This is a genomic window from Novosphingobium taihuense (assembly GCF_007830315.1).
In the GTDB taxonomy this organism is placed as follows: domain Bacteria; phylum Pseudomonadota; class Alphaproteobacteria; order Sphingomonadales; family Sphingomonadaceae; genus Novosphingobium; species Novosphingobium taihuense.
Genome location: NZ_VLKJ01000001.1, coordinates 548,251 through 570,235, shown reverse-complemented (window position 1 = coordinate 570,235; position 21,985 = coordinate 548,251). Strand labels below are relative to the sequence as shown.

Annotated in this window: 24 protein-coding genes and 1 tRNA gene; 12 read left to right on the top strand and 13 right to left on the bottom strand. The window is 64.4% G+C overall.

The annotated features are described in order from the left end of the window. Nucleotides 1-19 precede the first annotated feature (19 nt). The 6 genes from IQ25_RS02635 to IQ25_RS02610 all read right to left on the bottom strand — a co-directional run bounded on the left by IQ25_RS02635 (nucleotide 20) and on the right by IQ25_RS02610 (nucleotide 5,723). Nucleotides 20-775: an SIMPL domain-containing protein gene (locus tag IQ25_RS02635; RefSeq protein ID WP_144901933.1), complete on the bottom strand. Its 756-nt coding sequence runs from the start codon at nucleotides 773-775 to the stop codon at nucleotides 20-22. 69 nt (nucleotides 776-844) lie between these two features. Further along, entirely contained in the window at nucleotides 845-1,348 is a 504-nt protein-coding gene (locus IQ25_RS02630) for a GNAT family N-acetyltransferase (RefSeq protein ID WP_144901931.1), read from the bottom strand. A 4-nt stretch (nucleotides 1,349-1,352) separates the two neighbouring features. Then, a complete protein-coding gene (gene pyrF / locus IQ25_RS02625; protein ID WP_144901929.1) occupies nucleotides 1,353-2,027 on the bottom strand; it encodes an orotidine-5'-phosphate decarboxylase in 675 nt (224 codons plus the stop codon). Further along, nucleotides 2,024-2,341: a lipopolysaccharide assembly protein LapA domain-containing protein gene (locus tag IQ25_RS02620; protein ID WP_144901927.1), complete on the bottom strand. Its 318-nt coding sequence runs from the start codon at nucleotides 2,339-2,341 to the stop codon at nucleotides 2,024-2,026. The genes pyrF and IQ25_RS02620 overlap by 4 nt, the downstream gene beginning before the upstream one ends. Nucleotides 2,342-2,435: 94 nt before the next feature. Continuing rightward, nucleotides 2,436-3,752: an adenylosuccinate lyase gene (gene purB, locus IQ25_RS02615; RefSeq protein ID WP_144901925.1), complete on the bottom strand. Its 1,317-nt coding sequence runs from the start codon at nucleotides 3,750-3,752 to the stop codon at nucleotides 2,436-2,438. 93 nt (nucleotides 3,753-3,845) lie between these two features. Further along, a complete protein-coding gene (locus IQ25_RS02610; RefSeq protein WP_158637653.1) occupies nucleotides 3,846-5,723 on the bottom strand; it encodes an acyltransferase family protein in 1,878 nt (625 codons plus the stop codon). Between the two features lie 155 nt (nucleotides 5,724-5,878). Between IQ25_RS02610 and IQ25_RS02605 the strand changes: the two genes are divergently transcribed. Beyond that, nucleotides 5,879-6,004 carry an entericidin A/B family lipoprotein gene (locus IQ25_RS02605; protein WP_144901921.1) on the top strand — a complete coding sequence of 42 codons (126 nt, stop codon included), beginning with the start codon at nucleotides 5,879-5,881 and terminating at the stop codon, nucleotides 6,002-6,004. A gap of 23 nt (nucleotides 6,005-6,027) precedes the next feature. Here the strand turns inward: IQ25_RS02605 and radC are convergent, their stop codons facing one another. After that, nucleotides 6,028-6,768: a RadC family protein gene (gene radC / locus IQ25_RS02600; RefSeq protein WP_144901919.1), complete on the bottom strand. Its 741-nt coding sequence runs from the start codon at nucleotides 6,766-6,768 to the stop codon at nucleotides 6,028-6,030. Between the two features lie 175 nt (nucleotides 6,769-6,943). On the opposite strand from radC, the gene IQ25_RS02595 reads away from it, so the two are divergent. From IQ25_RS02595 to IQ25_RS02560, 8 genes are all read left to right on the top strand, one after another. After that, entirely contained in the window at nucleotides 6,944-10,087 is a 3,144-nt protein-coding gene (locus tag IQ25_RS02595; RefSeq protein WP_144901917.1) for a YdbH domain-containing protein, read from the top strand. Between the two features lie 11 nt (nucleotides 10,088-10,098). Continuing rightward, nucleotides 10,099-10,341, top strand: coding sequence for a YnbE family lipoprotein (locus IQ25_RS02590; RefSeq protein WP_246415390.1), 243 nt, complete (start codon nucleotides 10,099-10,101; stop codon nucleotides 10,339-10,341). A 34-nt stretch (nucleotides 10,342-10,375) separates the two neighbouring features. Next, nucleotides 10,376-10,768, top strand: coding sequence for a YdbL family protein (locus tag IQ25_RS02585; protein WP_181447179.1), 393 nt, complete (start codon nucleotides 10,376-10,378; stop codon nucleotides 10,766-10,768). Nucleotides 10,769-10,996: 228 nt separating this feature from the next. Then, the gene (locus IQ25_RS02580; protein WP_144901913.1) at nucleotides 10,997-11,317 is read left to right on the top strand and encodes an AtpZ/AtpI family protein; all 321 of its coding nucleotides are present in this window, start codon (nucleotides 10,997-10,999) and stop codon (nucleotides 11,315-11,317) included. A 39-nt stretch (nucleotides 11,318-11,356) separates the two neighbouring features. Beyond that, nucleotides 11,357-12,139 (top strand): F0F1 ATP synthase subunit A, encoded by a 783-nt coding sequence (locus IQ25_RS02575; RefSeq protein WP_144901911.1) that lies wholly within the window; start codon nucleotides 11,357-11,359, stop codon nucleotides 12,137-12,139. Between the two features lie 48 nt (nucleotides 12,140-12,187). Further along, entirely contained in the window at nucleotides 12,188-12,415 is a 228-nt protein-coding gene (locus IQ25_RS02570) for a F0F1 ATP synthase subunit C (protein WP_011444975.1), read from the top strand. 74 nt (nucleotides 12,416-12,489) lie between these two features. Then, nucleotides 12,490-12,984 carry a F0F1 ATP synthase subunit B family protein gene (locus tag IQ25_RS02565; RefSeq protein ID WP_144901909.1) on the top strand — a complete coding sequence of 165 codons (495 nt, stop codon included), beginning with the start codon at nucleotides 12,490-12,492 and terminating at the stop codon, nucleotides 12,982-12,984. Next, nucleotides 12,977-13,531: a F0F1 ATP synthase subunit B family protein gene (locus IQ25_RS02560; protein WP_144901907.1), complete on the top strand. Its 555-nt coding sequence runs from the start codon at nucleotides 12,977-12,979 to the stop codon at nucleotides 13,529-13,531. The genes IQ25_RS02565 and IQ25_RS02560 overlap by 8 nt, the downstream gene beginning before the upstream one ends. A 202-nt stretch (nucleotides 13,532-13,733) precedes the next feature. Here the strand turns inward: IQ25_RS02560 and IQ25_RS02555 are convergent, their stop codons facing one another. From IQ25_RS02555 to rpsA, 3 genes are all read right to left on the bottom strand, one after another. Next, complete coding sequence (locus IQ25_RS02555) at nucleotides 13,734-14,762, bottom strand: LacI family DNA-binding transcriptional regulator (RefSeq protein ID WP_181447157.1); 1,029 nt, start codon at nucleotides 14,760-14,762, stop codon at nucleotides 13,734-13,736. A 40-nt stretch (nucleotides 14,763-14,802) separates the two neighbouring features. After that, a complete protein-coding gene (gene gloB, locus IQ25_RS02550) occupies nucleotides 14,803-15,567 on the bottom strand; it encodes a hydroxyacylglutathione hydrolase (protein WP_144901905.1) in 765 nt (254 codons plus the stop codon). A 108-nt stretch (nucleotides 15,568-15,675) separates the two neighbouring features. Beyond that, nucleotides 15,676-17,382, bottom strand: a complete 1,707-nt coding sequence (gene rpsA / locus IQ25_RS02545) for a 30S ribosomal protein S1 (protein WP_144901903.1) — start codon at nucleotides 17,380-17,382, stop codon at nucleotides 15,676-15,678. 283 nt (nucleotides 17,383-17,665) lie between these two features. Between rpsA and IQ25_RS02540 the strand changes: the two genes are divergently transcribed. Beyond that, complete coding sequence (locus IQ25_RS02540; protein ID WP_144901901.1) at nucleotides 17,666-18,952, top strand: adenylate/guanylate cyclase domain-containing protein; 1,287 nt, start codon at nucleotides 17,666-17,668, stop codon at nucleotides 18,950-18,952. Here the strand turns inward: IQ25_RS02540 and IQ25_RS02535 are convergent. Genes IQ25_RS02535 through aroA form a run of 3 tightly spaced genes read right to left on the bottom strand, consistent with a single transcriptional unit; the run spans nucleotide 18,949 to nucleotide 21,151 of the window. Then, a complete protein-coding gene (locus IQ25_RS02535; protein ID WP_144901898.1) occupies nucleotides 18,949-19,578 on the bottom strand; it encodes a (d)CMP kinase in 630 nt (209 codons plus the stop codon). The genes IQ25_RS02540 and IQ25_RS02535 overlap by 4 nt on opposite strands. Next, complete coding sequence (locus IQ25_RS02530) at nucleotides 19,575-19,829, bottom strand: CBU_0592 family membrane protein (protein ID WP_144903112.1); 255 nt, start codon at nucleotides 19,827-19,829, stop codon at nucleotides 19,575-19,577. Before IQ25_RS02530 ends, IQ25_RS02535 begins: the two co-directional genes overlap by 4 nt. Next, complete coding sequence (gene aroA / locus IQ25_RS02525; RefSeq protein ID WP_144903109.1) at nucleotides 19,829-21,151, bottom strand: 3-phosphoshikimate 1-carboxyvinyltransferase; 1,323 nt, start codon at nucleotides 21,149-21,151, stop codon at nucleotides 19,829-19,831. Before aroA ends, IQ25_RS02530 begins: the two co-directional genes overlap by 1 nt. Nucleotides 21,152-21,347: 196 nt before the next feature. On the opposite strand from aroA, the gene IQ25_RS02520 reads away from it, so the two are divergent. Beyond that, nucleotides 21,348-21,665, top strand: coding sequence for an FYDLN acid domain-containing protein (locus IQ25_RS02520; RefSeq protein ID WP_144901896.1), 318 nt, complete (start codon nucleotides 21,348-21,350; stop codon nucleotides 21,663-21,665). 157 nt (nucleotides 21,666-21,822) lie between these two features. Next, nucleotides 21,823-21,898 (top strand) — tRNA-Ala (locus tag IQ25_RS02515). The last annotated feature ends 87 nt before the right edge of the window (nucleotides 21,899-21,985 follow it).

Sequence of the window (21,985 nt, the reverse complement as noted above, 5' to 3'; positions counted from 1 at the left end):
CGCACCTGTCAATTCGGCCTTACTGTGCCAGTTCGTAGCTGACGTTGACCGTTACGGTCATTTCCAGTTCGCCTGCCGCAACCGGCGATGCTTTCGGTGCAGAAGCCATGTCCGCGCGCGCAAACATCGGAGGCGGTGCGGGCGGCGGTGCCCAGCCACCGTTCTCGCTGATCGAAAGCACGCGCACCACGCGCAGGCCTGCAGCCTTCGCATAAAGGTCAGCCCGGGCCCGAGCCTTGCTCATCGCCGCCAAGCGCGCCTCATCCATTGCCCCATCGGGGCTGTCGATCTGGAATGCCGGGCCGTTCACCTGATTTGCGCCCGCCGAAACGAGCGTGTCGATGACCTTGCCGTACTGGTCGAGCTTGCGCTGGCGGACCGAAACCTGGTTCGTCGCCTGATAGCCTATGATCACCGGATCGGTTTGCTCGAACGAGCCATCGGGCAGACGCTTGGGCTGGCCATAGACCGGATTGACCGAAAGGTTGCTCGTCTGAATGTCGCGCTCGGCAATGCCTGCCTTCCTCAGCGCGGCGATCACCGCGGTCATCCGCTGGGCATTCTCGCTCAGCGCTTCGCCTGCGGTCTTGCCCTGCGTCGTGACGCCTGCGCTGAACACGGCAAGGTCCGGCGTGCGGACCGACTTGCCCTCGGCCGAGATGCTCAACAATGTGTTGCCTGCGCCGACCACAGGGCCGGAAGAGAGGGTCTGCGCGCTTGCAGCAAATGGGGAAAGCGCTGCACAGGCAGCGGCGAGAAGTAAGGCACGTTTCATCAGGGAAGCTCCCGTAAGTGTCGTTGCCGCACGATGTGGGCAAACCGACGTTACGCAGCGATGAACCGTTCAGCGCAGGCTTCGTTCCAGTACCGCCATGCGGAAACGGTCCTCTCCCCCATTGGGAAAGGGCCGCGACTCGCCCGTGCGGAGATAACCACGGCGTTCGTAATACGCGATCAGTTCGGGCCGCGCATCGATCACGGTCATCTCCATGACCGCCGCGCCGAACACCTCCGCCGCCATGTCCTCGGCATCGGCGATCAGCGCGCGGCCAAGCCCTTGGGCCTGCAGGTCCGGGTCGACGCAGAGCATGCCGAGATAGGCGCGGCCTTCGCCCAAGTCTGTGATCGTCACCGTGCCAGCGATCTTGCCGCCGATCTCCGCCAGCAACACGCGCGAGCCTTCCGAGGCAATCGTTCCGGCCAGTTCGTCGTTGCTCGTCCGCTCGTCATTGAGCAGATCGGCTTCACTGGTCCAGCCCCGCTTCGAGCTCTCGCCACGATAGGCGCTTTCGACAAGCGCTCGCAGCGCCGGAACGTCAGCCGCCTTTGCCAACCGGAAGCGAATCATGCTGTCAGAGCGTGGCTTCGATTGCGCGGGCGGCGGCGACCGGGTCCTCGGCGCGGCTGATCGGACGGCCGATCACCAGCACGCTGGCGCCTGCATCGCGCGCGGCGCGCGGGGTGACGGCGCGCTTCTGGTCGCCCAGCGTGCCATCGGCGGGGCGAAGGCCGGGCACAACGAAGTAGCCCTTCTTCCAGCGCTTGTGGATCGCAGCCACCTCGTGCCCCGAACAGACGATGCCATCGAGCCCGGCTTCCTGTGCCAGATCGGCTAGGCGCAGCGCCTGATCATAGGCCGAGCCGCCCACGCCCATCGATGCCATGTCTCCATCGTCGAGGCTGGTAAGCACGGTCACGGCGACGACCTTGGTATGCTCGCCGGCCGCCGCCTTGGCGTCTTCCATCATCGCGCGTCCGCCACCGGCATGGATCGTCACGATCGCCGGTTCCAGCACGTGGATTGACTGCATAGCACCCGCCACCGTGTTCGGGATGTCGTGCAGTTTCAGGTCGAGGAAGATCGGCAGACCCACCTTGGCCACTTCATGCACGCCGTGGTGACCATGCGCGCAGAAGAACTCGAGCCCCAGCTTCAACCCGCCAACGTGGCCCTTGACCTTCTGGGCTAGCGCGATGGCGGCATCGAGCCGGGGCAGGTCGAGGGCAAGGTAGATCGGGTTGCTCACGGGGTCTCGCTCATGCGTGTGTCGGAGCCTTGCGCGGCTTCCAGATTGGTTGAGGAAAGCGACGGCGCGGCCTTGGCGCCCAATGACGTTTCAAGGCTCGCGATCCGGCGGGTAAGGCGCCAGCGGGTCGCGCGGTAGAGCAGCCATGTCGGCACCAGGCCGAGCAGGAAGGCCATGATCACCAGCACCGGCAGCCGGGTTTCCAGCAGCAGGCCTTCCCAGATCCGCACTTCGACAGGTTGCCAGTTGGCAGCGGTGAACGCGGCCAGAATGGCCACCACCGCTATCCAGAATATCGTGCGCAGCATCCTCATGCCTTTCGCTCCGTGACCCGTCCGTTGATCACATGGTTAGGACAGGTCACGGCTCTTGGCGAGTCCCGCCGCAAGCGCTTATGTGAAGGGAGGATCAGACTTCGCCGAATACCCGCGCGAAGATCGTGTCGATGGCCTTGAAGTGATAGTCGAGGTTGAACTTCTCCTCGATCTGCTCCGCGCTCAGCACCGCAGCCACTTCCGGATCGGCCTTGAGCAGTTCCATCAGCGAAAGCTGTCCGTCCGATTCCCACACCTTCATCGCGTTGCGCTGCACCAGACGGTACGAGGCATCGCGCTCGAGGCCCGCCTGCGTCAATGCCAGCAGCACGCGCTGCGAGTGGACAAGGCCGCCCATCTTGTCGAGGTTCTTCTGCATCCGCTCAGGGTAGATGACGAGCTTGTCGACCACCGAGGTGAGGCGAGCGAGCGCGAAGTCCAGCGTGATCGTCGCGTCCGGACCGATGAAGCGCTCGACCGAAGAGTGCGAGATGTCGCGCTCGTGCCACAGCGCCACGTTCTCCAGCGCAGGCGTCACTGCCGAGCGGACCATGCGGGCCAGGCCGGTCAGGTTCTCTGTCAGCACCGGGTTGCGCTTGTGCGGCATTGCCGACGAGCCCTTCTGGCCGGGCGAGAAGTATTCCTCGGCCTCGAGCACTTCGGTGCGCTGCAGGTGGCGGATCTCCACGGCAAGGCGCTCGATCGACGATGCGATCACGCCAAGCGTGGCAAAGAACATCGCATGCCGATCACGCGGGATCACCTGGGTCGAGACCGGCTCGACCTCAAGGCCCAGCTTCTCGGCCACGTATTCCTCGACCGAGGGATCGATGTTGGCAAAGGTGCCCACCGCGCCCGAAATTGCGCACGTCGCCACTTCTGCGCGTGCAGCAACAAGGCGCGCGCGGCAGCGGGTGAACTCGGCATAGGCCTCGGCAAGCTTCTTGCCGAAGGTAGTCGGTTCGGCATGGATGCCGTGGCTGCGGCCGATGGTCGGCGTGTACTTGTGTTCGAAGGCGCGGCGCTTGATCGCTTCGAGCAGCGCATCAAGGTCTGCCAACAGAAGATCAGATGCGCGCGCCAGCTGCACGCTGAGCGTGGTGTCGAGCACGTCCGAGCTGGTCATGCCCTGGTGCATGAAGCGCGCTTCAGGGCCGACCTGCTGCGCCACCCAGTCGAGGAAGGCGATCACGTCGTGCTTCGTCACAGCTTCGATAGCGTCGATCGCGGCAACGTCGATGGTCGGGTTGGTTGCCCACCAGTCCCACAGCGCCTTTGCGCCCGAAGGTGGCACCACGCCCAGCTCGCCCAGCTTCTCGGTCGCATGCGCCTCGATTTCGAACCAGATGCGATAGCGCGCTTCCGGCTCCCAGATCGCGGTCATGGCGGGGCGGGCATAACGGGGGACCATGTTCGACTCCGTGCAAATTCTTGGTGCTGCAGCTTTGCCGCGCCGCTAGGGCGCAGGGGCGGCAAAGGCAAGGGGCACGTGCCTTGTCGCGAGTCAAAACCGGCCCGTTGCCTGCACCATTCGCGCGACCACCGCGTCTGCCGAACGCCGGGTCAGGTGCGTGTCATCGACATAGAGCGCATGGCCATCGCGCACCACGTCGCACCGATCGCCTGCGCACAGCACCGTAGCCGGATCGAAGAACGAAACGCCTTGATGCCGCGCGGCGTAGTCGGCCAGAACCGGGTTGATCCGGTGTCCCTCGGCCAGTTCTGCCGGGAAGGCGGCAGGGCACGTCGCGTTTATATAGGCAAGGCAGCGCAAGTATCCGCCCGCCATTGCCACACCTGCTGGCGCTGCGGTCGGGACATTGCCGACCAGCACGATTCGCGTACCCTCGGGCAACGTCGCCCGCAGCCGGTCCAGCCCTGCCTCGAGAGCCGCTCGCCCCCTTGTCGAGGCCTGACCGATCCGTCGAAAGCTGTCCTGCTCGAACAGGATCCTGTCCCACCGATGCGCCAGAATGACCGTCCCGATGCCGCGCTCGCGCACCAGGCGGACAAGCGCATCAGGCTGCGTCATGCATTCTGTGGCTGCAAGGGTTGCCCCGGCATAGTTGGTCACGCCCGGAAGCGCGAAGCACCCGGCGTCGGTCAGCATCGCGCCATGGGCCGCGCGCTGGTTCAGCGCCGTGAAGTATTGCCGCGCATGGCTGTCGCCATAGAGCAGGTAGCGAACGGGCTGGCCGGAAGCCGGAATGCTCGTCGCAGGCTCGGGCAGGGCGGCCGGATAGGCAAGCAGCGCATTGCGTCTCGCCGCGCTTGCAGGCAGCAGGCGCTCCAAGTGTCCCGCAAGACCGGCTGCAAGCGCCAGCACCAGCCCGCCACCACAGAACCATGCCAGCGATTGCCGCGATCCCAACCACCGCCTTGCGCGGATGGGCCGCTCTACCAGATGGAGCGAGGCGAACCCGAGCAGGAAGGACAGCGCAATGGCAAGTCCGGTCAGCAGGAGAGGCGGGGTGCCCCACCAGACATAGCCGAGGAACGCCAGCAGCGGATTGTGCCAGAGATAGATCCCGTAAGACGCACCCCCAATGGCAACGAGCGGCCCAGCGCCCAGCAGTCGTCCGGCAGGGTCTGACGGCGACGCGTGGCGCACCACCAGCGCCGCGCCGACCACCGGCAGAGTCAGCCGCCAGTCGGGCGCCGTCGCAGCATCGGCCAGAATGAACCCGCCGAAAATCAGGCTGAGCCCTGAAAGCGCCAGCGCAGGTCGCTGCCGGGTCGTCGCCGGCAGAGCGGCACAAGCAGCCCCCGCAAGAAGCTCCCAAGCTCTCGTCGGCAGCAGGTAGAACGCCCATTCCTGTCGCGATGGTGCCAGCGCAAGGCACAGGCCCAGAGACAGCACGCCAAGCCCCGCAAGGATCAGGGGCATCCGCCCGCGCCCGAACCTCCACAGCACGATGATCAGCGCGGGAAACAGGATATAGAACTGCTCCTCTACCGACAGGCTCCAGGTATGAAGCAGCGGTCGGAAGCCCTCGTCGTCGTCGAAGTATCCGGTTTTCTGCGCGAACAGCAGGTTGGAGGCGAACACCCCGCTGCTTGCCAGCCCTTGCGAGAACTTGCGAAAGTCCTCCGGGATCAGCACTGCCCAGGCGAGCACGCCGCTCGCGATCAGGACCGCCAGCAGCGCCGGGAGAATGCGTCGTGCGCGACGCTCGTAGAACGCCACAAGGGAGAATTGCCCGGCGGCAAGATTTTCGAGGATCGTCGCGGTGATCAGATAGCCGCTGATCACGAAGAACACGTCCACCCCGGCAAATCCGCCGCCAAATCCGGGGCCAAATCCGGGAATGCGGGCATGGAACAGCACCACGGGAATCACCGCAAGCGCGCGCAGACCCTCGATTTCCCGCCTTTGTTGCAACAGCTGTCCGATGACTTGAGCCCCTGCATCACGATGGCGAAGGCTGCTCGGCGTGGCAACCGTCTCGCATGTCGCAAGCCTGTGCCCGGTCTTCCGATTGCACATCCCCTTTGGCCAAGATATTTCGCGCGCATCGAACGCCAAGGAGAATGCACATGGTTCGCAAGGTTCTGGTCCTCGCCACGCTCGGCCTCTCGCTTGCCCTTGCCGCATGCAACACTGTGCAAGGGATCGGCCGCGACATAGAATCCGTCGGCAAGGCTGGCGAAAAGGCAATCTGACACCAGCACGAGAGGATTGCCCTTCAGATCAACCCTTGCGACTTCAGCGAGGTATAGCCCTCGCGCCCGATCACGATGTGGTCGTGCACGCTCATGCCCATCAGGCGCGCGGCCTCGGTGATCTTCTGCGTGACCTGAATGTCCGCACGGCTCGGCTTCGGGCTGCCCGAGGGATGGTTGTGGACAAGGATCATTGCCGCCGCGCCCACGTCCAGTCCTTTCTTGACCACCTCGCGGGTATAGATCGGGCTTTCGTCAAGCGTGCCGTCACCCACCAGATGATCGAGAATCAGCATGTTCTGGGTGTTGAGGTAGAGCACCCGCACGCGTTCGACATTGAGATGCGCCATGTCGATGTGCAGGTAATCGAGCAACGCCTGCCAGTTTGACAGCACCGGCTGCTCGCGCACCACGGTCTTCGCCAGTCTGCGTGCCGACAGTGCCACGATCCGCAGTGCCGCAGCGCTGGTCTCGCCCATGTTGGGGTGCATGGCCAGCGCCTGCGGATCGGCGTTCAGCACGCCCGCAAGGCTGCCGAAACGCTGGATCAGCGAACGTGCGATCGGCTTGGTATCGATCCGCGGCCGTGCGACCATCAGCAGGTATTCGATCACCTCGTGATCGGCGAGCGCATCGTCACCGCCCGCCATCAGGCGCCTGCGCAATCGCGCCCGGTGGCCGCTCGGGTCGCCACCGTCGAAATTTGCGGCGGTTTTTCCGGAAGGCTGATCCTGTTCAGGAAAGAGTCGGGTTTGGTCGGCCATCTGTCCCTTGCGGGCACCACTTCGGCGCTAACGCGTTCTACGCCGTGCATTGCCCAAGCCATGGGTATGCGCAAGAAGGGGGCAGATGGCAGATAGTTTCGAAATGGCGGAACCTGACCCGGAATCGGGCAGGGAACCGGCGCCTACGCCCCGCCGCCGAATGAGGCGCGTGGGCGTGTCGGCACTCGCCATTGCCGTGCTGGGCCTCGGTGGCCTCTGGCTTTCGCGCAATTCCATCGCAGACCGCATCATCGTCGGCCAGCTCGAGGGTTATGGCGTTCCTGCCACCTATGAGATCGACAGCATCGGTCCTGGCACGCAGGTTCTGCGCAACGTCCTGATCGGCTATCCACGCCGCCCGGATCTGACGGTCGAACGCGTCGAAGTAGGCATCCGCTATGGCTTTGGCGTGCCGTATGTAGGCTCCATCCGTCTCGTCGCGCCAAGGATTTACGGGCAATACCGTAACGGAAAGCTGAGCTTCGGCGCGCTCGACAAGGTGATCTACGCGCCGAAGACCGACAACGCGCCGTTCACGCTGCCCAAGTTGAACCTGCAGGTCCAAGACGGTCGCGGATTGATCCTGACTGATTCGGGCAAGATCGGCCTGTCGCTCGACGGCAAGGGTGCCCTGCAGAACGGCTTTGCCGGAACGCTCGCTGCCGTCGCTCCCCGTTTGGAGAATGGCGGCTGCAAGATCGAAGGCACCCGCTTCTTCGGCCGCATCGCGGTGCAGGATGAGCGACCCTCGCTGACCGGCCCGCTGCGGCTCGATCGCCTGACCTGCAGCAATGGCGTGGGCAGCGGCGCGCTGGTGGCCGATCTATCCGCGCGTGCCGACAAGGCCTTCGCCGGTCTCGCCAGCAGCGCCACGGTGCGCGCTGAAAAGTTCGCTGCCCCCGGCCTTGCTGCAGAGACATTGGCGCTCGACACCCGTCTTGCCTACCGCGACGGCGCGCTTACCGGCAGGGTCGATGCCAATGCAGGCAGCGTCAGCAGCGGCGGCGTGCGCTTTGGCCTGCTTGGCCTCGAAGGATCGGTCCGGACGCGCGAATCGTTCCGCAAGGCCGAGTTCCGCGGCACGATCGACGGGCAGGGCCTGCGGCAGGGAACCGCGCTCGACACGGCCCTTGCCTCGGGCGAGCGCAGTGCGGCGGGAACGCTCCTCGCCCCTATGCTCGCCCAGCTTCGCGCCAGCCTCAAGCGCGAGGAGCGCGGCAGCCGCCTCGCTGGCGAGATCGCGCTGCGCCGCAACGGGGACGCGATGTCTGCGGTGATTCCGCAGGCGCAACTGGTTGGCGGCAGCGGACAGGCGCTGCTCACCGTGTCGAAATTCCAGATGGCCACCGCCAGCGCGGACGGCCCACCACTACTCGCCGGCAACTTCGCCACCGGAGGCGCTGGAATCCCGCGAATCGTCGGGCGAATGGAACGCGGGCGGGCAGGGCAGGCGTTGTTCCGGCTGACCATGGCACCGTGGCGCGCAGGCGGTGGATCGCTGGCAATTCCGGAAATGATGATCGCACAAGTTCGCGACGGCTCGCTCGGCTTTTCCGGCATTACGCAGGTTTCCGGAGTGATTCCCGGTGGTTCGGTCCAGAACCTCGTGCTCCCCGTCAACGGCGCATACGGCGCGCGGGGCGAGCTTGCGTTGTGGAAACGCTGCGTGACTGCGCGGTTCGACCGGTTGACGCTCGGCCAGATGGCGGTGGACGGCAACGCGCTCCAGTTCTGCCCGCCGGGCGGCAGCGCAATCGTTCGCAACGGAGCAAGAGGGCTGCAGGTCGCGGCGGGCACCCCCTCGCTCGACCTCACCGGCAAGCTTGGCGAGACGCAGATGGCGGTCCGCAGCGGGCCTGTTGGATTTGCCTGGCCGGGAGTGCTGAAAGCATCCTCGGTCGAAGTCGCACTGGGACCTCCTGCTACCGCCACGCTCCTGACAGTTGCCAATCTGGATGCGAGAGTTGGGGGAGAGTTGGGGGGGAGTTATGGGGGAGTTGGAGCCAAGCTCGCCCAGGTCCCGCTGGACATCTCGAATGCCTCGGGTGAGTGGCGCTATGTCGATGGAAAGCTTGTACTTTCCGGCACCGAGTTCGATCTGACCGACCGGCTTGACCCTGCCCGGTTCGAGAAACTGCATTCCAGTGGAGCGACGCTGACGCTGGCGGACAATCGCATAACCGCCAATGCGTTGTTGCGCGAAGCGAAGACCTCGCGTGAAGTTGCCGCCGTCGCCATCCGCCACGATCTCGCCACCAGCACCGGCCACGCCGATCTCGTCGTTGACAACCTCTTGTTCGACAAGGGTTTCCAGCCCGCTCAGCTGACCCGGCTTGCGCTGGGTGTCGTCGCCAACGTCAATGGCAAGGTCACCGGAAACGGAGCGATCGACTGGAACGCGCGCGGGGTCACGAGCACTGGCACGTTCGGCACGCAAGGTCTTGATCTTGCAGCGGCTTTCGGTCCCGTGAAGGGTCTGAAAGGGAGCCTCCAGTTCACCGACCTGCTCGGCATGGTCACCGCCCCGCACCAGAAGCTCACCGTCGCCTCGATCAACCCCGGCATCGAAGTGACCGAGGGCGTTGTCGACATAAGTCTGCTGCCGGATCAGGTGCTTAGACTGCACGATGCGCGCTGGCCCTTCCTGGGCGGAACCCTCGTCCTTGAACCCACCGACTTGCGTCTCGGCCTTGCTGAAGCCCGCCGCTACACGCTGACCGTCATCGGCATCGACGCGGCCAAGTTCATCGAGAAGATGGAACTGGGAAATCTTGCCGCAACAGGCACTTTCGACGGACAGTTCCCACTGATTTTCGACGCCAACGGCGGCCGGATCGAGGAGGGCACGCTCGTTTCGCGCGCGCCGGGCGGAAACGTGTCCTACGTCGGTGCGCTGACCTACGAGAACATGGGGGCGATGGCCAACTTCGCGTTCGATGCGCTGAAATCGCTGGATTACAAGACGATGACCATCGCGATGCGTGGCGATCTCGAGGGCGAGATCGTTACCAACGTCAAGTTCGGCGGGGTCAAGCAAGGTGCTGGCACGAAACGGAACTTCATCACCAAGCAGGTCGCCAACCTGCCGATCCAGTTCAACGTCAACATCCGCGCGCCGTTCTACCAGCTCATCACCTCGTTCAAGGCGATGTACGACCCGGCGTTCGTCAAGGATCCCAGGACCTTGGGCCTCGTCGATGCGCAGGGTCGGCCACTCTATCGCTCGGCCAATGGCGTGCGCCCCGGTGGGGCGCCGGTGATCGTGCTGCCCGGAGCGCAACAAGGCATTCAGCCTGCAGAAAGCGGAAACCTGCCATGAGGAGCATAGAATTGACCCGATCCGCGAACCCTGCGACGATCTTTCGGATGAGGAAAAGCGGATCACAATTCGGGCGACGTCTTCTGCTGGCGGCGCCGTTGGTCTTGGGACTGGCGACGGGGGGCTGCATTTCGGTGAAGGCGCCGGACAAGCCGATCGTCATCGAGCTCAACATCAACATCAAGCAGGAGGTCGTGTATCGGCTGGCGCAGGACGCCAACAACACGATCGAAAGCAACCCGGACATTTTCTGATGTCCGGTAATGGTTTGAGGATGGACACATGACCATGGTTTCAATGCGCAAGAGCCTTGCCGCGCTGGCTGCTACGGGCCTCATGCTCGGCACGATTGCCGTGCCCGCATCTGCGCAGAACCGCGACCCCGCCTATGCCGCAGCCCGCGCCTCGGGCCAGGTAGGCGAGAAGATGGACGGCTACCTGGGCTATGTCACGCCGCCCGCGCCGACCCTGCGCGCCGTGGTCGAGGACATCAATATCAAGCGCAAGGCCGTCTATGCCGAGAAGGCTCAGGCCAACAAGGCAACGGTCGAGGAATATGCGCTGACTTCGGGCTGCCTGCTGATTGCCCAGACCAAGCCCGGCGAAAAGTATCAGGCGCCCGATGGCTCGTGGCAGACCCGTGGCAACGGTCCTCCGCTGCGGGATTCGCGCTGCCCCTGAACTCTCGTTTCGCATACGAATCGCCAACGCAATTCCGCCCTTTCTCGCAACTGCGGGGAAGGGCGTTCGCTTTTGCGATGATACCTTGGACCAGACACGGTTCGTGACGGTTGACTCAAGAATACCCCCCGCCTAAGGGGGCGGCGCCCTCGGCGGTCATCCGTCGTTTGTGCTGCACTTTTTGTCGGGCAACTGGCTTCGGCCGGTAGGAATGACAGGGGAAAAGGCATGAATGACGATCCGTCCGAGATGGAGCCCATCGGCGAGGATGCGCGGATCGACGCGCTCGACAAGCGGCTGAAAGCCCTTCGAGAGCGGGAAGAAGAGCGCAACCGGCCAAAGGCAGGCGGGGAAACCGATGCGAATTACCGCATGGGCAACCGCGTGCTGGCGGAACTGATCGGGGGTCTCGCAGGCGGCGCGTTCATCGGCTGGGTCATCGACCAGTTTGCCGGTACGTCCCCTGGAGGGTTGCTGGTGATGTTGTTCATGGGGGTCGTCGTGGCATTCCGGAACATCATCCGAATTTCGAGCCGGCGCCCCGAATAGGGCGCTGTTGTTGTATTCGAGTGATACGGGGTTTTGCGCGTGGCCGAAGGCAAGGTCGATCCGGTTCACCAGTTCACGATCGAGACCCTTTTCGGGACCGATCACTGGTCTATTGGTGGTTACAACATCGCGTTCACCAACTCGTCGCTGTGGATGGCGATCACCACGGTGGTCCTGCTTGTGTTCGTGGCCGGTGGCGCCAAGCGCGAACTGGTTCCGGGCCGCTGGCAGATGGCGGTCGAGGGGCTGACCGGCTTCGTCGACAACCTGCTTCAGGCGAACATCGGCAAGGCGGGCCGCAAGTACCTGCCTTACGTGTTCTCGCTGTTCGGCTTCATCCTGTTTGCCAACATGCTCGGCCTGCTGCCGCTGGCGCTGGTTGGCGTCCACCCGTTCACCGCTACGAGCCACTTCACCGTCACCGGCGTGCTTGCCGTGATGAGCTTTGCGATCGTGCTCGGCGTCGGCTTTGCCAAGCACGGCCTGCACTTCTTCTCCCTTTTCGTGCCGCACGGCACGCCCGTTCCGATGATCCCGATCATTTTCCCGATCGAGCTGATCTCGTTCATGGTGCGTCCGTTCAGCCTTGGCCTGCGTCTCTTCGTGGCGATGATGGCCGGGCACGTGCTGCTCGAAGTGCTCTCGGGCTTCGTCATCTCCGGCACCAACGCCGGGGTGGGGACGTTCTTCCTCGCCGCTGTTCCCAGCTTCGTGCTGATGATCGGCATCTGTGCGCTGGAACTTCTGGTGGCAGGCATCCAGGCTTACGTCTTTGCCCTGCTCACCTGCGTCTATCTGAACGACGCCGAGAACCTTCACTGATATCCGCAACAATTTCCCATACGGTTTTGAGAAAAAGGAGTTTTTGACATGGACGCAGAAAGCGCAAAGCTGCTCGGTGCTGGTCTCGCCGCTGTTGGCGCCGGTCTCGCCTCGCTCGGCGTGGGCAACGTGTTTGCCAAGTTCCTCGAAGGCGCGCTGCGCAACCCCGGCGCCGCTGACGGCCAGCAGGGCCGCCTGTTCATCGGCTTCGCCGCCGCCGAACTTCTGGGCCTGCTGTCGTTCGTCGTCGCGATGATCCTGATCTTCGTTGCCTAAGGCAAGCGAAGCTCACTGATTGTTGAAATGCTGGCCGGGGTTCGCCCCGGCCGCCTGACGCCCGGACACCCGCGATGCCTCAGATTGAACAGCTTGCCACCACCTATTCCAGCCAGGTCTTCTGGCTGCTGGTGTTCTTCGGCATTGTCTTCTTCGTGATCGGCCGGGGCATGCTGCCCAAGGTCGTCTCCACGATGGACGGCCGCGACAAGCAGATCGCCGACGACCTTGCCGCTGCCGAAGCCGCACGGGCCGCCGCCGATGCCGAGGAAGAGGCATGGCGCGTCCAGGCGAACCAGCAGCGTGCTGCCGCCCAGGCAGTCATTGCCGCCGCCAAGGCCGATGCCGCCAAGGCAACCGAAGCCAGCCTCGCCGTGGCTGCGGCTCGCATTGACGAGACCGTGACTGCTGCCGAAGCCCGCATTGCCGCTGCCCGCGCTGCTGCGCTGGGTGAAGTGGAAGGCGTTGCCGCCGAAGCCGCGCAGGACATCGCAAGCCGGATCGCCGGCCTGTCGATCCCTGCCGACGAAGCGCGCGCTGCCGTGAAGGGAGTTCTCGCAAATGGCTAACGCTGTAGAGACGACTGCAATCGTCGAGCACGAAGCTGCTGGCGGCGAACATCACGTCGAACCTTCGGCACTGGGCCTCGGGCCGGGTGCATGGGTTGCGCTCTCGATGGCCATCTTCCTCGCGATCCTCGTGTCGAAGAAGGTTCCGGGCGCGATTGTCGGCGGTCTCGACAAGCAGATCGACGCGATCCGCAAGCAGCTCAACGAAGCCAAGGTGCTGCGCGCCGAAGCCGAAAAGCTGCGCGCCGAATACGCGGCCAAGATCGCCAACGCCGAAAAGGACGCGGCGTCGATGGTCGAACACGCCAAGACCGAAGCTGCGGCGATCATCGCCAAGGCCGAGGCTGACGCAGCCACCACGATCGTCCGTCGCGAAAAGATGGCATCGGACAAGATCGCTGCCGCCGAACGCGCCGCGGTTGACGATCTTCGCGCCAAGGCCGCTGAGGCTGCTACTGCCGCCGCGCGCGGTCTGATCGCGAAGAACCACTCTGCCGGGGCCGACAAGGCGCTGGTCGATGGTGCCATCGCCGGGCTGGTGAACTGAGCCGCTAACCGCGCTTCAGTTCTTACCGAACACAAGGCCCCTTCCGGTTTCCGGGAGGGGTCTTTGTTTTTGATCTTGAGCGACAGCAATCAGTGATTTGGATTAAACGCGAAGAGCAAGGCGCCCAGCAGCGGTAGAGCAAGCAAAGTCACGATGATGCAGGCGCGCGTCAATGCGTCTTTGGAGGCTTGCCGGTCCCACGTCATGCCCGCGTCGAACCGCGGATCACCAATCTCACCGGCACGCGTCGCCCTGAACCTTCGGTGCCATTGATCTTGGCCAGCAGCTGCTCGACCATCAGGGTTCCGGCCATCTGGAAGTCGGGCTCGATCGAGGTGAGGGGCGGGGTGGACCAGGCACCTGCGCGGATGCCGTCAAAGCCGATGATGCCGATCTGGTCGGGGATCGCGTAGCCGCGCGCCGTCAGTTCCTTGAGCGCGCCCAATGCCATTTCATCGCAGACGGCGAAGATCGCGTCGAACGGTTCGCCGCTTTCCGAAAGGGCGATGGCGGCGCGGCGGCCTTGTTCTTCGCGGGCCAGGCCGCTTTCGACCTGCTGCAGGCGCGGCTCGAGCCCTGCCGAGCGCATGGCTTCGGCATAGCCTTCGTAGCGTTCCTGGAACTGGCGCTGGGGCGATGTGGCAGAGCCGATGCAGACGATCTGCTTGTATCCGCGCACCAACAGGTGGCGGGTGGCGAGCGTCGCGCCCGAGAGGTTGTCGCTGCGCACCCAAGGCATGTCGTTGTCGGGCGAGCCCCAGCAGGTCCAATGGCTGCCTTCGGGCAGGTCGCGGAAGTAGTCCCACGCCTTGGTGTTAGTGGTGGTGCCGATGACGATCATGCCATCGGCCTTGCGGCGATCCTGGAAGTGGCCCCAGAAGTTTTCCGGTGCATCCTGGAACGAGACCAGCGTCTCGTAGCCCTTGGCCGAGGCGGCGGCGCAGGTGGAGCCGAGCAGCGAGAAGTAGAACGGGTTGATGTCCTTGCGGTCCTGCGCCTCGCGGCAGATCATCACCACGGCGAGCGTGCCGGTGCGACCACGGCGCAGGCGGGCGGCGTTCTCGTCCACCTGATAGTTCAGGCGGCGTGCGGCCTCTATCACGCGCTGGCGGGTGGGTTCGCTGATTGAGGTGTCACCGGCAAGGGCACGGCTTACCGTCGACTGGCTGACGCCCGCCGCTTCGGCCACGTCGAACGACGTTACGCGAATGATTTTCCTGTCGCCGGCCATGCGTTCCCCCAAGTCAACTCACGCTTTAGCAGGATCGGCGCTAGCGGAAAGTGTCCTTGGCCGCGCGCAGGGCGGCAAATGTCTCTTCCGGGGAAGATCCGCCCCAGCGCGCCGCCATGTCAGCGTCGTCGGCGCGGAGGAAGGGGTTGGCGGCGAGTTCGGCGGCAAGCGTGGTCGGCACGGTCCATTCGCCGCGCTCGCGCTTTTCGTCGACGCCCTGGGCATAGCCGGCAAGCGCTTCGTTGTCGGGATCGGCGAAGATGGCAAAGCGGGCGTTGGACTGGGTGTATTCGTGGGCGCTGTAAAGCGTCGTCTCGGGCGGGAGCACTTTCAGGCGCGCGAGGCTGGCCCAGAACTGCGGCGGCGTGCCCTCGAACATGCGGCCGCAGCCCAGCGGGAACAGCGCATCGCCGACGAAAGCGACCGAAGCTTGGGCCATGTGATAGGCGCAGTGGCCCATGGTGTGGCCGCCGACGTCGATGACCGTGGCATTGAAACTTCCAAGCTGCACTGTATCGCCCTGCGCCACGGTGCGATCCACGGCGGCGATCTTCCCGGCGTCATCCTCGGGCGCGATTACCGTGCAGCCGGTGGCGGCCTTGATGGCTTCGTTGCCGCCTGCATGGTCGGGGTGCCAGTGGGTGTTCCAGATCTGGGTTATGCGCCAGCCCTTGGCTTCTGCCTCGCGCAGGTAGGCAGCGCCATCAGGCGTGTCGATGCAGGCGGTCTCGCCGCTGGCTGGATCGTGGACGAGGAAGCCGTAGTTGTCGGACAGGCAGGGGAACTGGTGGATCTGTAGCGTCATGATGTCAGCTTAGCGCCGCACGTCGGACAAAGCAAAAGCCCGCCCGGATTTCTCCGGACGGGCCCCGCTTATACAGTGCGCTTTTCAGTGCCTTGAAGGCGGTGAAGCTTACTGCTTCGCCTTCAGAGCGGCGCCGAGGATGTCGCCCAGCGAAGCGCCGGCATCCGACGAGCCGTACTGTTCCACGGCTTCCTTCTCTTCGGCCAGTTGGCGGGCCTTGACCGAGAAGTTCGGCTTCTTGGAACGATCGAAGCCGGTGACCATGGCATCGAGCTTCTGGCCGACCTGGAAGCGGTCCGGACGCTGTTCGTCACGGTCGCGGCCCAGATCCGAGCGCTTGATGAAGCCGGTTGCGCCGTCTTCGCCAGCCTGCACTTCGAGGCCGCCATCGCGAACTTCGAGGATGGTGACAGTGACGACTTCGCCGCGACGCAGCGAGCCCGACGAGCTTGCCGAAACGCCACCAGCGGCCGGAGCACCCTTTTCAAGCTGCTTCATGCCAAGGCTGATGCGCTCCTTGTCGACATCGACGTCGAGAACCACTGCCGAGACCTGCTCGCCCTTGCGGTGCAGTGCCAGCGCGTCTTCGCCCGAGATGCCCCAAGCGATGTCCGACATGTGGACCATGCCGTCCACGTCGCCATCGAGGCCGATGAACAGACCGAATTCGGTCGCGTTCTTGACTTCGCCTTCGACGGTCGAACCGACCGGGTGCTTTTCGGCGAAAGCTTCCCATGGGTTCTGCTGGGCCTGCTTGAGGCCAAGGCTGATGCGGCGCTTGTCGCTGTCGACTTCCAGAACCAGCACGTCGACTTCCTGCGAGGTCGAGACGATCTTGCCGGGGTGGACGTTCTTCTTGGTCCAGGACATTTCGGAAACGTGGACGAGGCCTTCGATGCCTGCTTCCAGTTCCACGAACGCACCGTATTCGGTGATGTTGGTGACGGTGCCCGAGAGCTTGGCGCCAACCGGGTACTTGGCGGCAACGCCATCCCACGGATCGCTTTCAAGCTGCTTCATGCCGAGGCTGATGCGCTGGGTATCCTGGTTGATGCGGATGATCTGCACCTTGACGGTATCGCCGATGGCGATGACTTCCGACGGGTGGTTCACGCGCTTGTAGCTCATGTCGGTGACATGGAGCAGGCCGTCGATGCCGCCGAGGTCCACGAACGCACCGTAATCGGTGATGTTCTTGACGACGCCGTCGATGATCTGGCCTTCCTTGAGGTTCTGGATCAGGCCCGAGCGCTGTTCGGCGCGGGTTTCTTCCAGCACTGCACGGCGCGAGACGACGATGTTGCCGCGGCGGCGGTCCATCTTGAGGATCTGGAACGGCTGCGGCATGTCCATCAGCGGGGTCACGTCGCGGACCGGGCGGATGTCTACCTGCGAGCCGGGGAGGAAGGCAACGGCGCCGTCGAGGTCGACGGTGAAGCCGCCCTTCACGCGGCCGAAGATCACGCCTTCAACGCGCTTGCCTTCGCCGAATTCGTTTTCGAGCTTGTCCCACGCAGCTTCGCGGCGGGCGCGGTCGCGCGAAAGCATGGCTTCGCCGTCAGCGTTCTCGACGCGGTCGACATAGACTTCGACTTCGTCGCCGACCTTGAGGCCGTGCGGCTGGCCGGGCGAGGCGAATTCGCGCAGGGCAACGCGGCCCTCGCTCTTCAGGCCTACGTCGATGACGGCCTTGTCGTTTTCGATGGCGGTGATGGTGCCCTTGACGACGCGGCCTTCGAAGCCACCGTTGGCGGCTCCGCCAAGCGATTCGTCAAGCAGCGCGGCGAAATCGTCGCGCGACGGGTTGGTAGCCATATTCAAAGCTTCCTGTAACAAGTATCCCGGCCAGGCGGTTGTTTCCGCCGGTCTTTCCTCCACGTACCGCCCCATGCGGGCCGTGGGCCAAAAAGGGCCGAACCGCCCCCGGAGCCGAATGCTGCCGAAGGCACCCGCTCAGGCAAAGACCTGCGCGGACGGGCGGCGCTTAGGCTCATGGCCTGAGAAAAGCAAGGAAAATGGGCGCTTCGATAGAGCAGGATACGGCAGGCAGAACCTGTTAAACATCGGCTGGTAGTGTGATCCTTCAAGGAGATCCGCCATGGAGCAACCGGGGGTGTTCAGCACATTTGCCGACAAGGCGACCGAGGCGCGCTACAACGAGACGGCGCGCACGTTGCGCACGCCGTTCGTGCGGCTCTACGCCGTGCTCTTCATGACGGTCATGCTGGCCTATTCTGTGGTCAATCCGATCTACCTCGATCCTGTTGAAAATGCGCGTCTGGCATTCTGGCTCGGCATCGGGTTGCTGTGTACCGGGGCCTACATCGGCGCCACGTTCTGGAAGGACTATGTCCGCCATCCGATGGTCGATTTTGCCGCGTTGCTGATCATTTCCCTGATCGTAGCTCGGATCAACTTCGTGCTGTTCGATCACCTTCTGCACATTCACAGCAATCTTCACGCCGTAGGCGTGGTCAACAGACTGGCGATCTCCGCCTTCGCGGCAGTCACCCTTGCCGGACGACCGCGCCTGTTCCTGGCGTGGCTGGGTTGCGACTTGTTTGGCTGGCTCGGGCAGGTCATCCCGGAACAAGTCGTTGATGCTGCAGTCGCCTATGCCCTGCTCAGCTATCTCAGCGGTGCGCTGGTCATGGCGGCGATAAATCTGGCGGTGGGCAGGACGAGCCGTGCGGCCTTCATGCTGGCGGATTCACTGGATGCCGAACGCGCGCGCAACGAGGAGCTTGTGCTCAACATGCTGCCGCAGACGGCGGTGGAACGCATCCGCACGGGACAGATGGTGGCGGACGCCTATGCCGATGCCAGTGTAATCTTCATCGACATGGTGGGCTTCTCGAAGCTGACCAAGCGGGTTTCGCCGGGCCATCTGGTCGAACTGCTCAACAGCTTCTTCAACCATGCAGATGCCTGCGCGCGCGAGTTCGGGGTGGAGAAGGTCAAGACGGTCGGTGACGCCTACCTCGCGATTGCGGGCGGCAACGTGCCGAGCGGCAACAGCGCCGACGCGGCCATCGGCTTTGCGCGGGCCGTGCTTTCCGGTGTCGAGGAACTAAAGCGTGTGGCCGGCGTGGATGATGTTGGCCTGCGCGCCGGAATCCACTCGGGGCCAGTGGTTGGCGGCGTGATCGGTGCGACCCGCATGGCCTATGACTACTGGGGCGACACGGTGAACATCGCAGCGCGGCTTGAGGGCACGGCAGCCACTAACGGCATAGCGATTTCGGAAAGCACATGGCTGCGGGCCAATGATCGTGGCGCGTTCGGCCCGCCGATGATGATGACGCTGAAAGGCGTTGGCGAGACCTGCGTGTTCCACGCCGTAGTCGATGAGGCCGATCTGAAGACGCGGGCGGCGGCTGCCTAGGCCTTCGCGGCCACCTGCTTCTCCACCAGCGCAATTGCCGTCGCCACTGCCATTTCCTTGGTCAGGTTAGACGTATCCAGCAGCGCTGCGCCCTCGGCCTGACGCAGCGGGGCTTCGGCGCGGTTGCGGTCGCGTTCGTCGCGGGCTTCGAGGTCGGCTTCGATTTCGGTGCGTTCGACGTCCTTGCCGAGCTGCTTCATCTCCACCCAGCGGCGCATGGCGCGGGCGGTGACGCTGGCGGTGACGAAGAGTTTTGCGTCGGCGTGGGGGGCGATGACGGTGGCGATGTCGCGGCCATCCAGCACCGCGCCGCCGGGCTGGTTGGCGAAGGCCTGCTGGCGGGCGAGCAGGGCGGCGCGGACGGCGGGGTGGACCGAGACGCGGCTGGCATAGCCGCCGGTTTCCTCGCTGCGCAGCTCAGGATCTTCGAGCAATATTTCGGGGAAGGCGCAGGCGGCTTCGGCTTGAGCTGCGTCATCCGGGTTGCCGCCGCTCAGGAACACCTGCCGCCCGACCGCGCGATAGAGCATGCCGGTATCGAGGTGGGGCAGGCCGAAGTGCGCGGCGAGCGCCCTGGCGATGGTGCCCTTGCCCGAAGCGGTCGGTCCGTCGACGGCGATGATCACTTGGCGTTACTCCGGTTGCGCAAGGCCTTGACCAGTCCCCATATCGCAATTGCCGCCCAGAAGAACTCCAGCACGAACGATGCGGGGTTCATATTGACCAGCAGCGAGACCGTCAGCAACGCAGCGCCGAGCAGGTTTACACCGTGCTGGATGAAGGGGTTCGGGCGGTCGAGCTTGGTGGTGTAGGCATAGGCGAAGATGATGCAGGCGGTGCCGCAGAACCCGATTGCGTTGGCCAGGGTGTGACTGATCAAGCGCGCGCGCTTTCCAGCAGGCTTTCGAACACCGGGAAGCTGGTGGCGATGGGGCGGGTGTCGTCCACTTCGACGCCGCGCTTGCTGGCGATGCCGGCAATGGCCAGCGACATGGCAATGCGGTGATCGAGGTGGGTGACGACGCTCGTGCCCTCGGCGGTGCCGGGGAGCGGATCGCCGCCGGTGCCGTCGATGATCAAACCGTCCTCGGTCTCGGTCACGGTTGCGCCTGCGAGTTCGAGCGCGGCGCGCATGGCGCTGATGCGGTCGCTCTCCTTGACGCGCAGTTCTTCGAGACCGGTCGTTACGGTGCGGCCTTTGGCGAGCGCGGCGGCGACGAAGAGGATGGGGAATTCGTCGACCATGCTCGGCACGACGGCAGGATCGACATCGATGCCGGTGAGCAGCGAATGGCGCACGCGCAGGTCCGCCACCGGCTCGCCACCAACGTCGCGGCGGTCAAGCTCCTCGATCGAGCCGCCCATCAGGCGCAGCACATCGAACAAGGCGGCGCGGGTGGGGTTGAGGCCGACGTTCTCGACCACAAGGTCCGAGCCTTCGACGAGCAGTGCGGCGACGACGAAGAACGCGGCGGAGGAGGGATCGCCGGGGACGACGATGTCTTGCGGCTTGAGTTCAGCCTCGCCGCGCACCTTGATGATGCGCGCGCCATCGGCGGCCACGTCTACGGTCAGCTCTGCACCAAAGCCGCGAAGCATGCGTTCGGAGTGGTCGCGGGTGGGGATCGGTTCGATCACCGTGGTCACGCCGGGGGTGTTGAGGCCGGCGAGCAGGACCGCGCTCTTCACCTGGGCTGAGGCGACGGGCAGGCGGTATTCGATCGGCACGGCGGGCGACAGCCCACGCAGCGTGAGAGGGAGGCGGCCGCCGGGGCTGGCAGTGAACTCCGCGCCCATAGTCGAGAGCGGATCAATCACGCGGCCCATCGGGCGCTTGGACAGCGAGGCATCGCCAACGAACGTGGCGGTGATCGGGTGGCTGGCGACGAGGCCCATGAGCAGGCGCGTGGAGGTACCGGAGTTGCCCATGTCGAGCGCCTGCTGCGGCTGGAGCAGTCCGCCGACGCCGACGCCGTGGACGTGCCACATGCCGCTGTCGTCGCGGGTGATCGTCGCACCCATCGCGCGCATGGCAGCGGCAGTGGAGAGCACGTCCTCGCCTTCGAGCAGGCCGGTCACCCGCGTCTCGCCCACGGCCAGCGCGCCGAGCATGATCGAACGGTGGCTGATCGACTTGTCACCCGGAACGCGGATGCGGCCCTTCAACGGGCCATTGGCGGTGAAGCGGCGGGGACGCATCTGGGCGAGGTCGTGTGAGGACACGGGAAACTCTTTCGGATCGGGGAGGCGGATAAAGCGCGCGGCTTTTGACAGCAGGGCGCGCCTATGGCAAGGCGCGCGCTCTCTTGATTCCGCGAGGGCGCGGACCCATCAAGCGTGCAGTTTCTCCGCCCGGGCAAAATCCTTCGCGCCGGGCCAGTCTTGAGGAAGTTTCATGGTCAAGCCGGAATGGGGCACCAAGCACAGCTGTCCGAAGTGCGGCACCCGCTTCTACGATCTGGGCAAGAGTGACCCGGTCACCTGCGTCGAGTGCAAGTATTCTTTCCACCCGGATCCGGTGCTGAAGTCGAAGCAGCCGATTCCCTATGAGGAAATCCAGAAGGACAAGGTAGATGTCGTGCCTGACGTCGATCTGGCCGACGAGGATCTCGACATCGACGAGGACGGCGATTCGCCTGACAACGACGTCGACCTCGGCGGGGACGACGATCTCGGCGTTGCCGGTCACGAAGGTGACGACGACGAGGTGTGAGCCTTTGAGGAGCCGGTCGGGTGATCGGCTCCCCAAAAAAATCCGGTGGCTCGAAAATTGCTCTTGCCAGTGCCGAAAGCCTCTCTTAAAGGCGCGGCTCCCGGCGAGAGACACCCGCCGGAACGGTCTGCCTCCAGCGGCAGACTTGATGGAAAATGGGGCCTTAGCTCAGCTGGGAGAGCGCCTGCATGGCATGCAGGAGGTCAGCGGTTCGATCCCGCTAGGCTCCACCATCCACCTGAAAAGGCCGCCTTCGGGTGGCCTTTTTCGTTCCGGTCCTGCGGGAGGGGTAACCGCTTCGTCGCGCCCTGATTGACGAA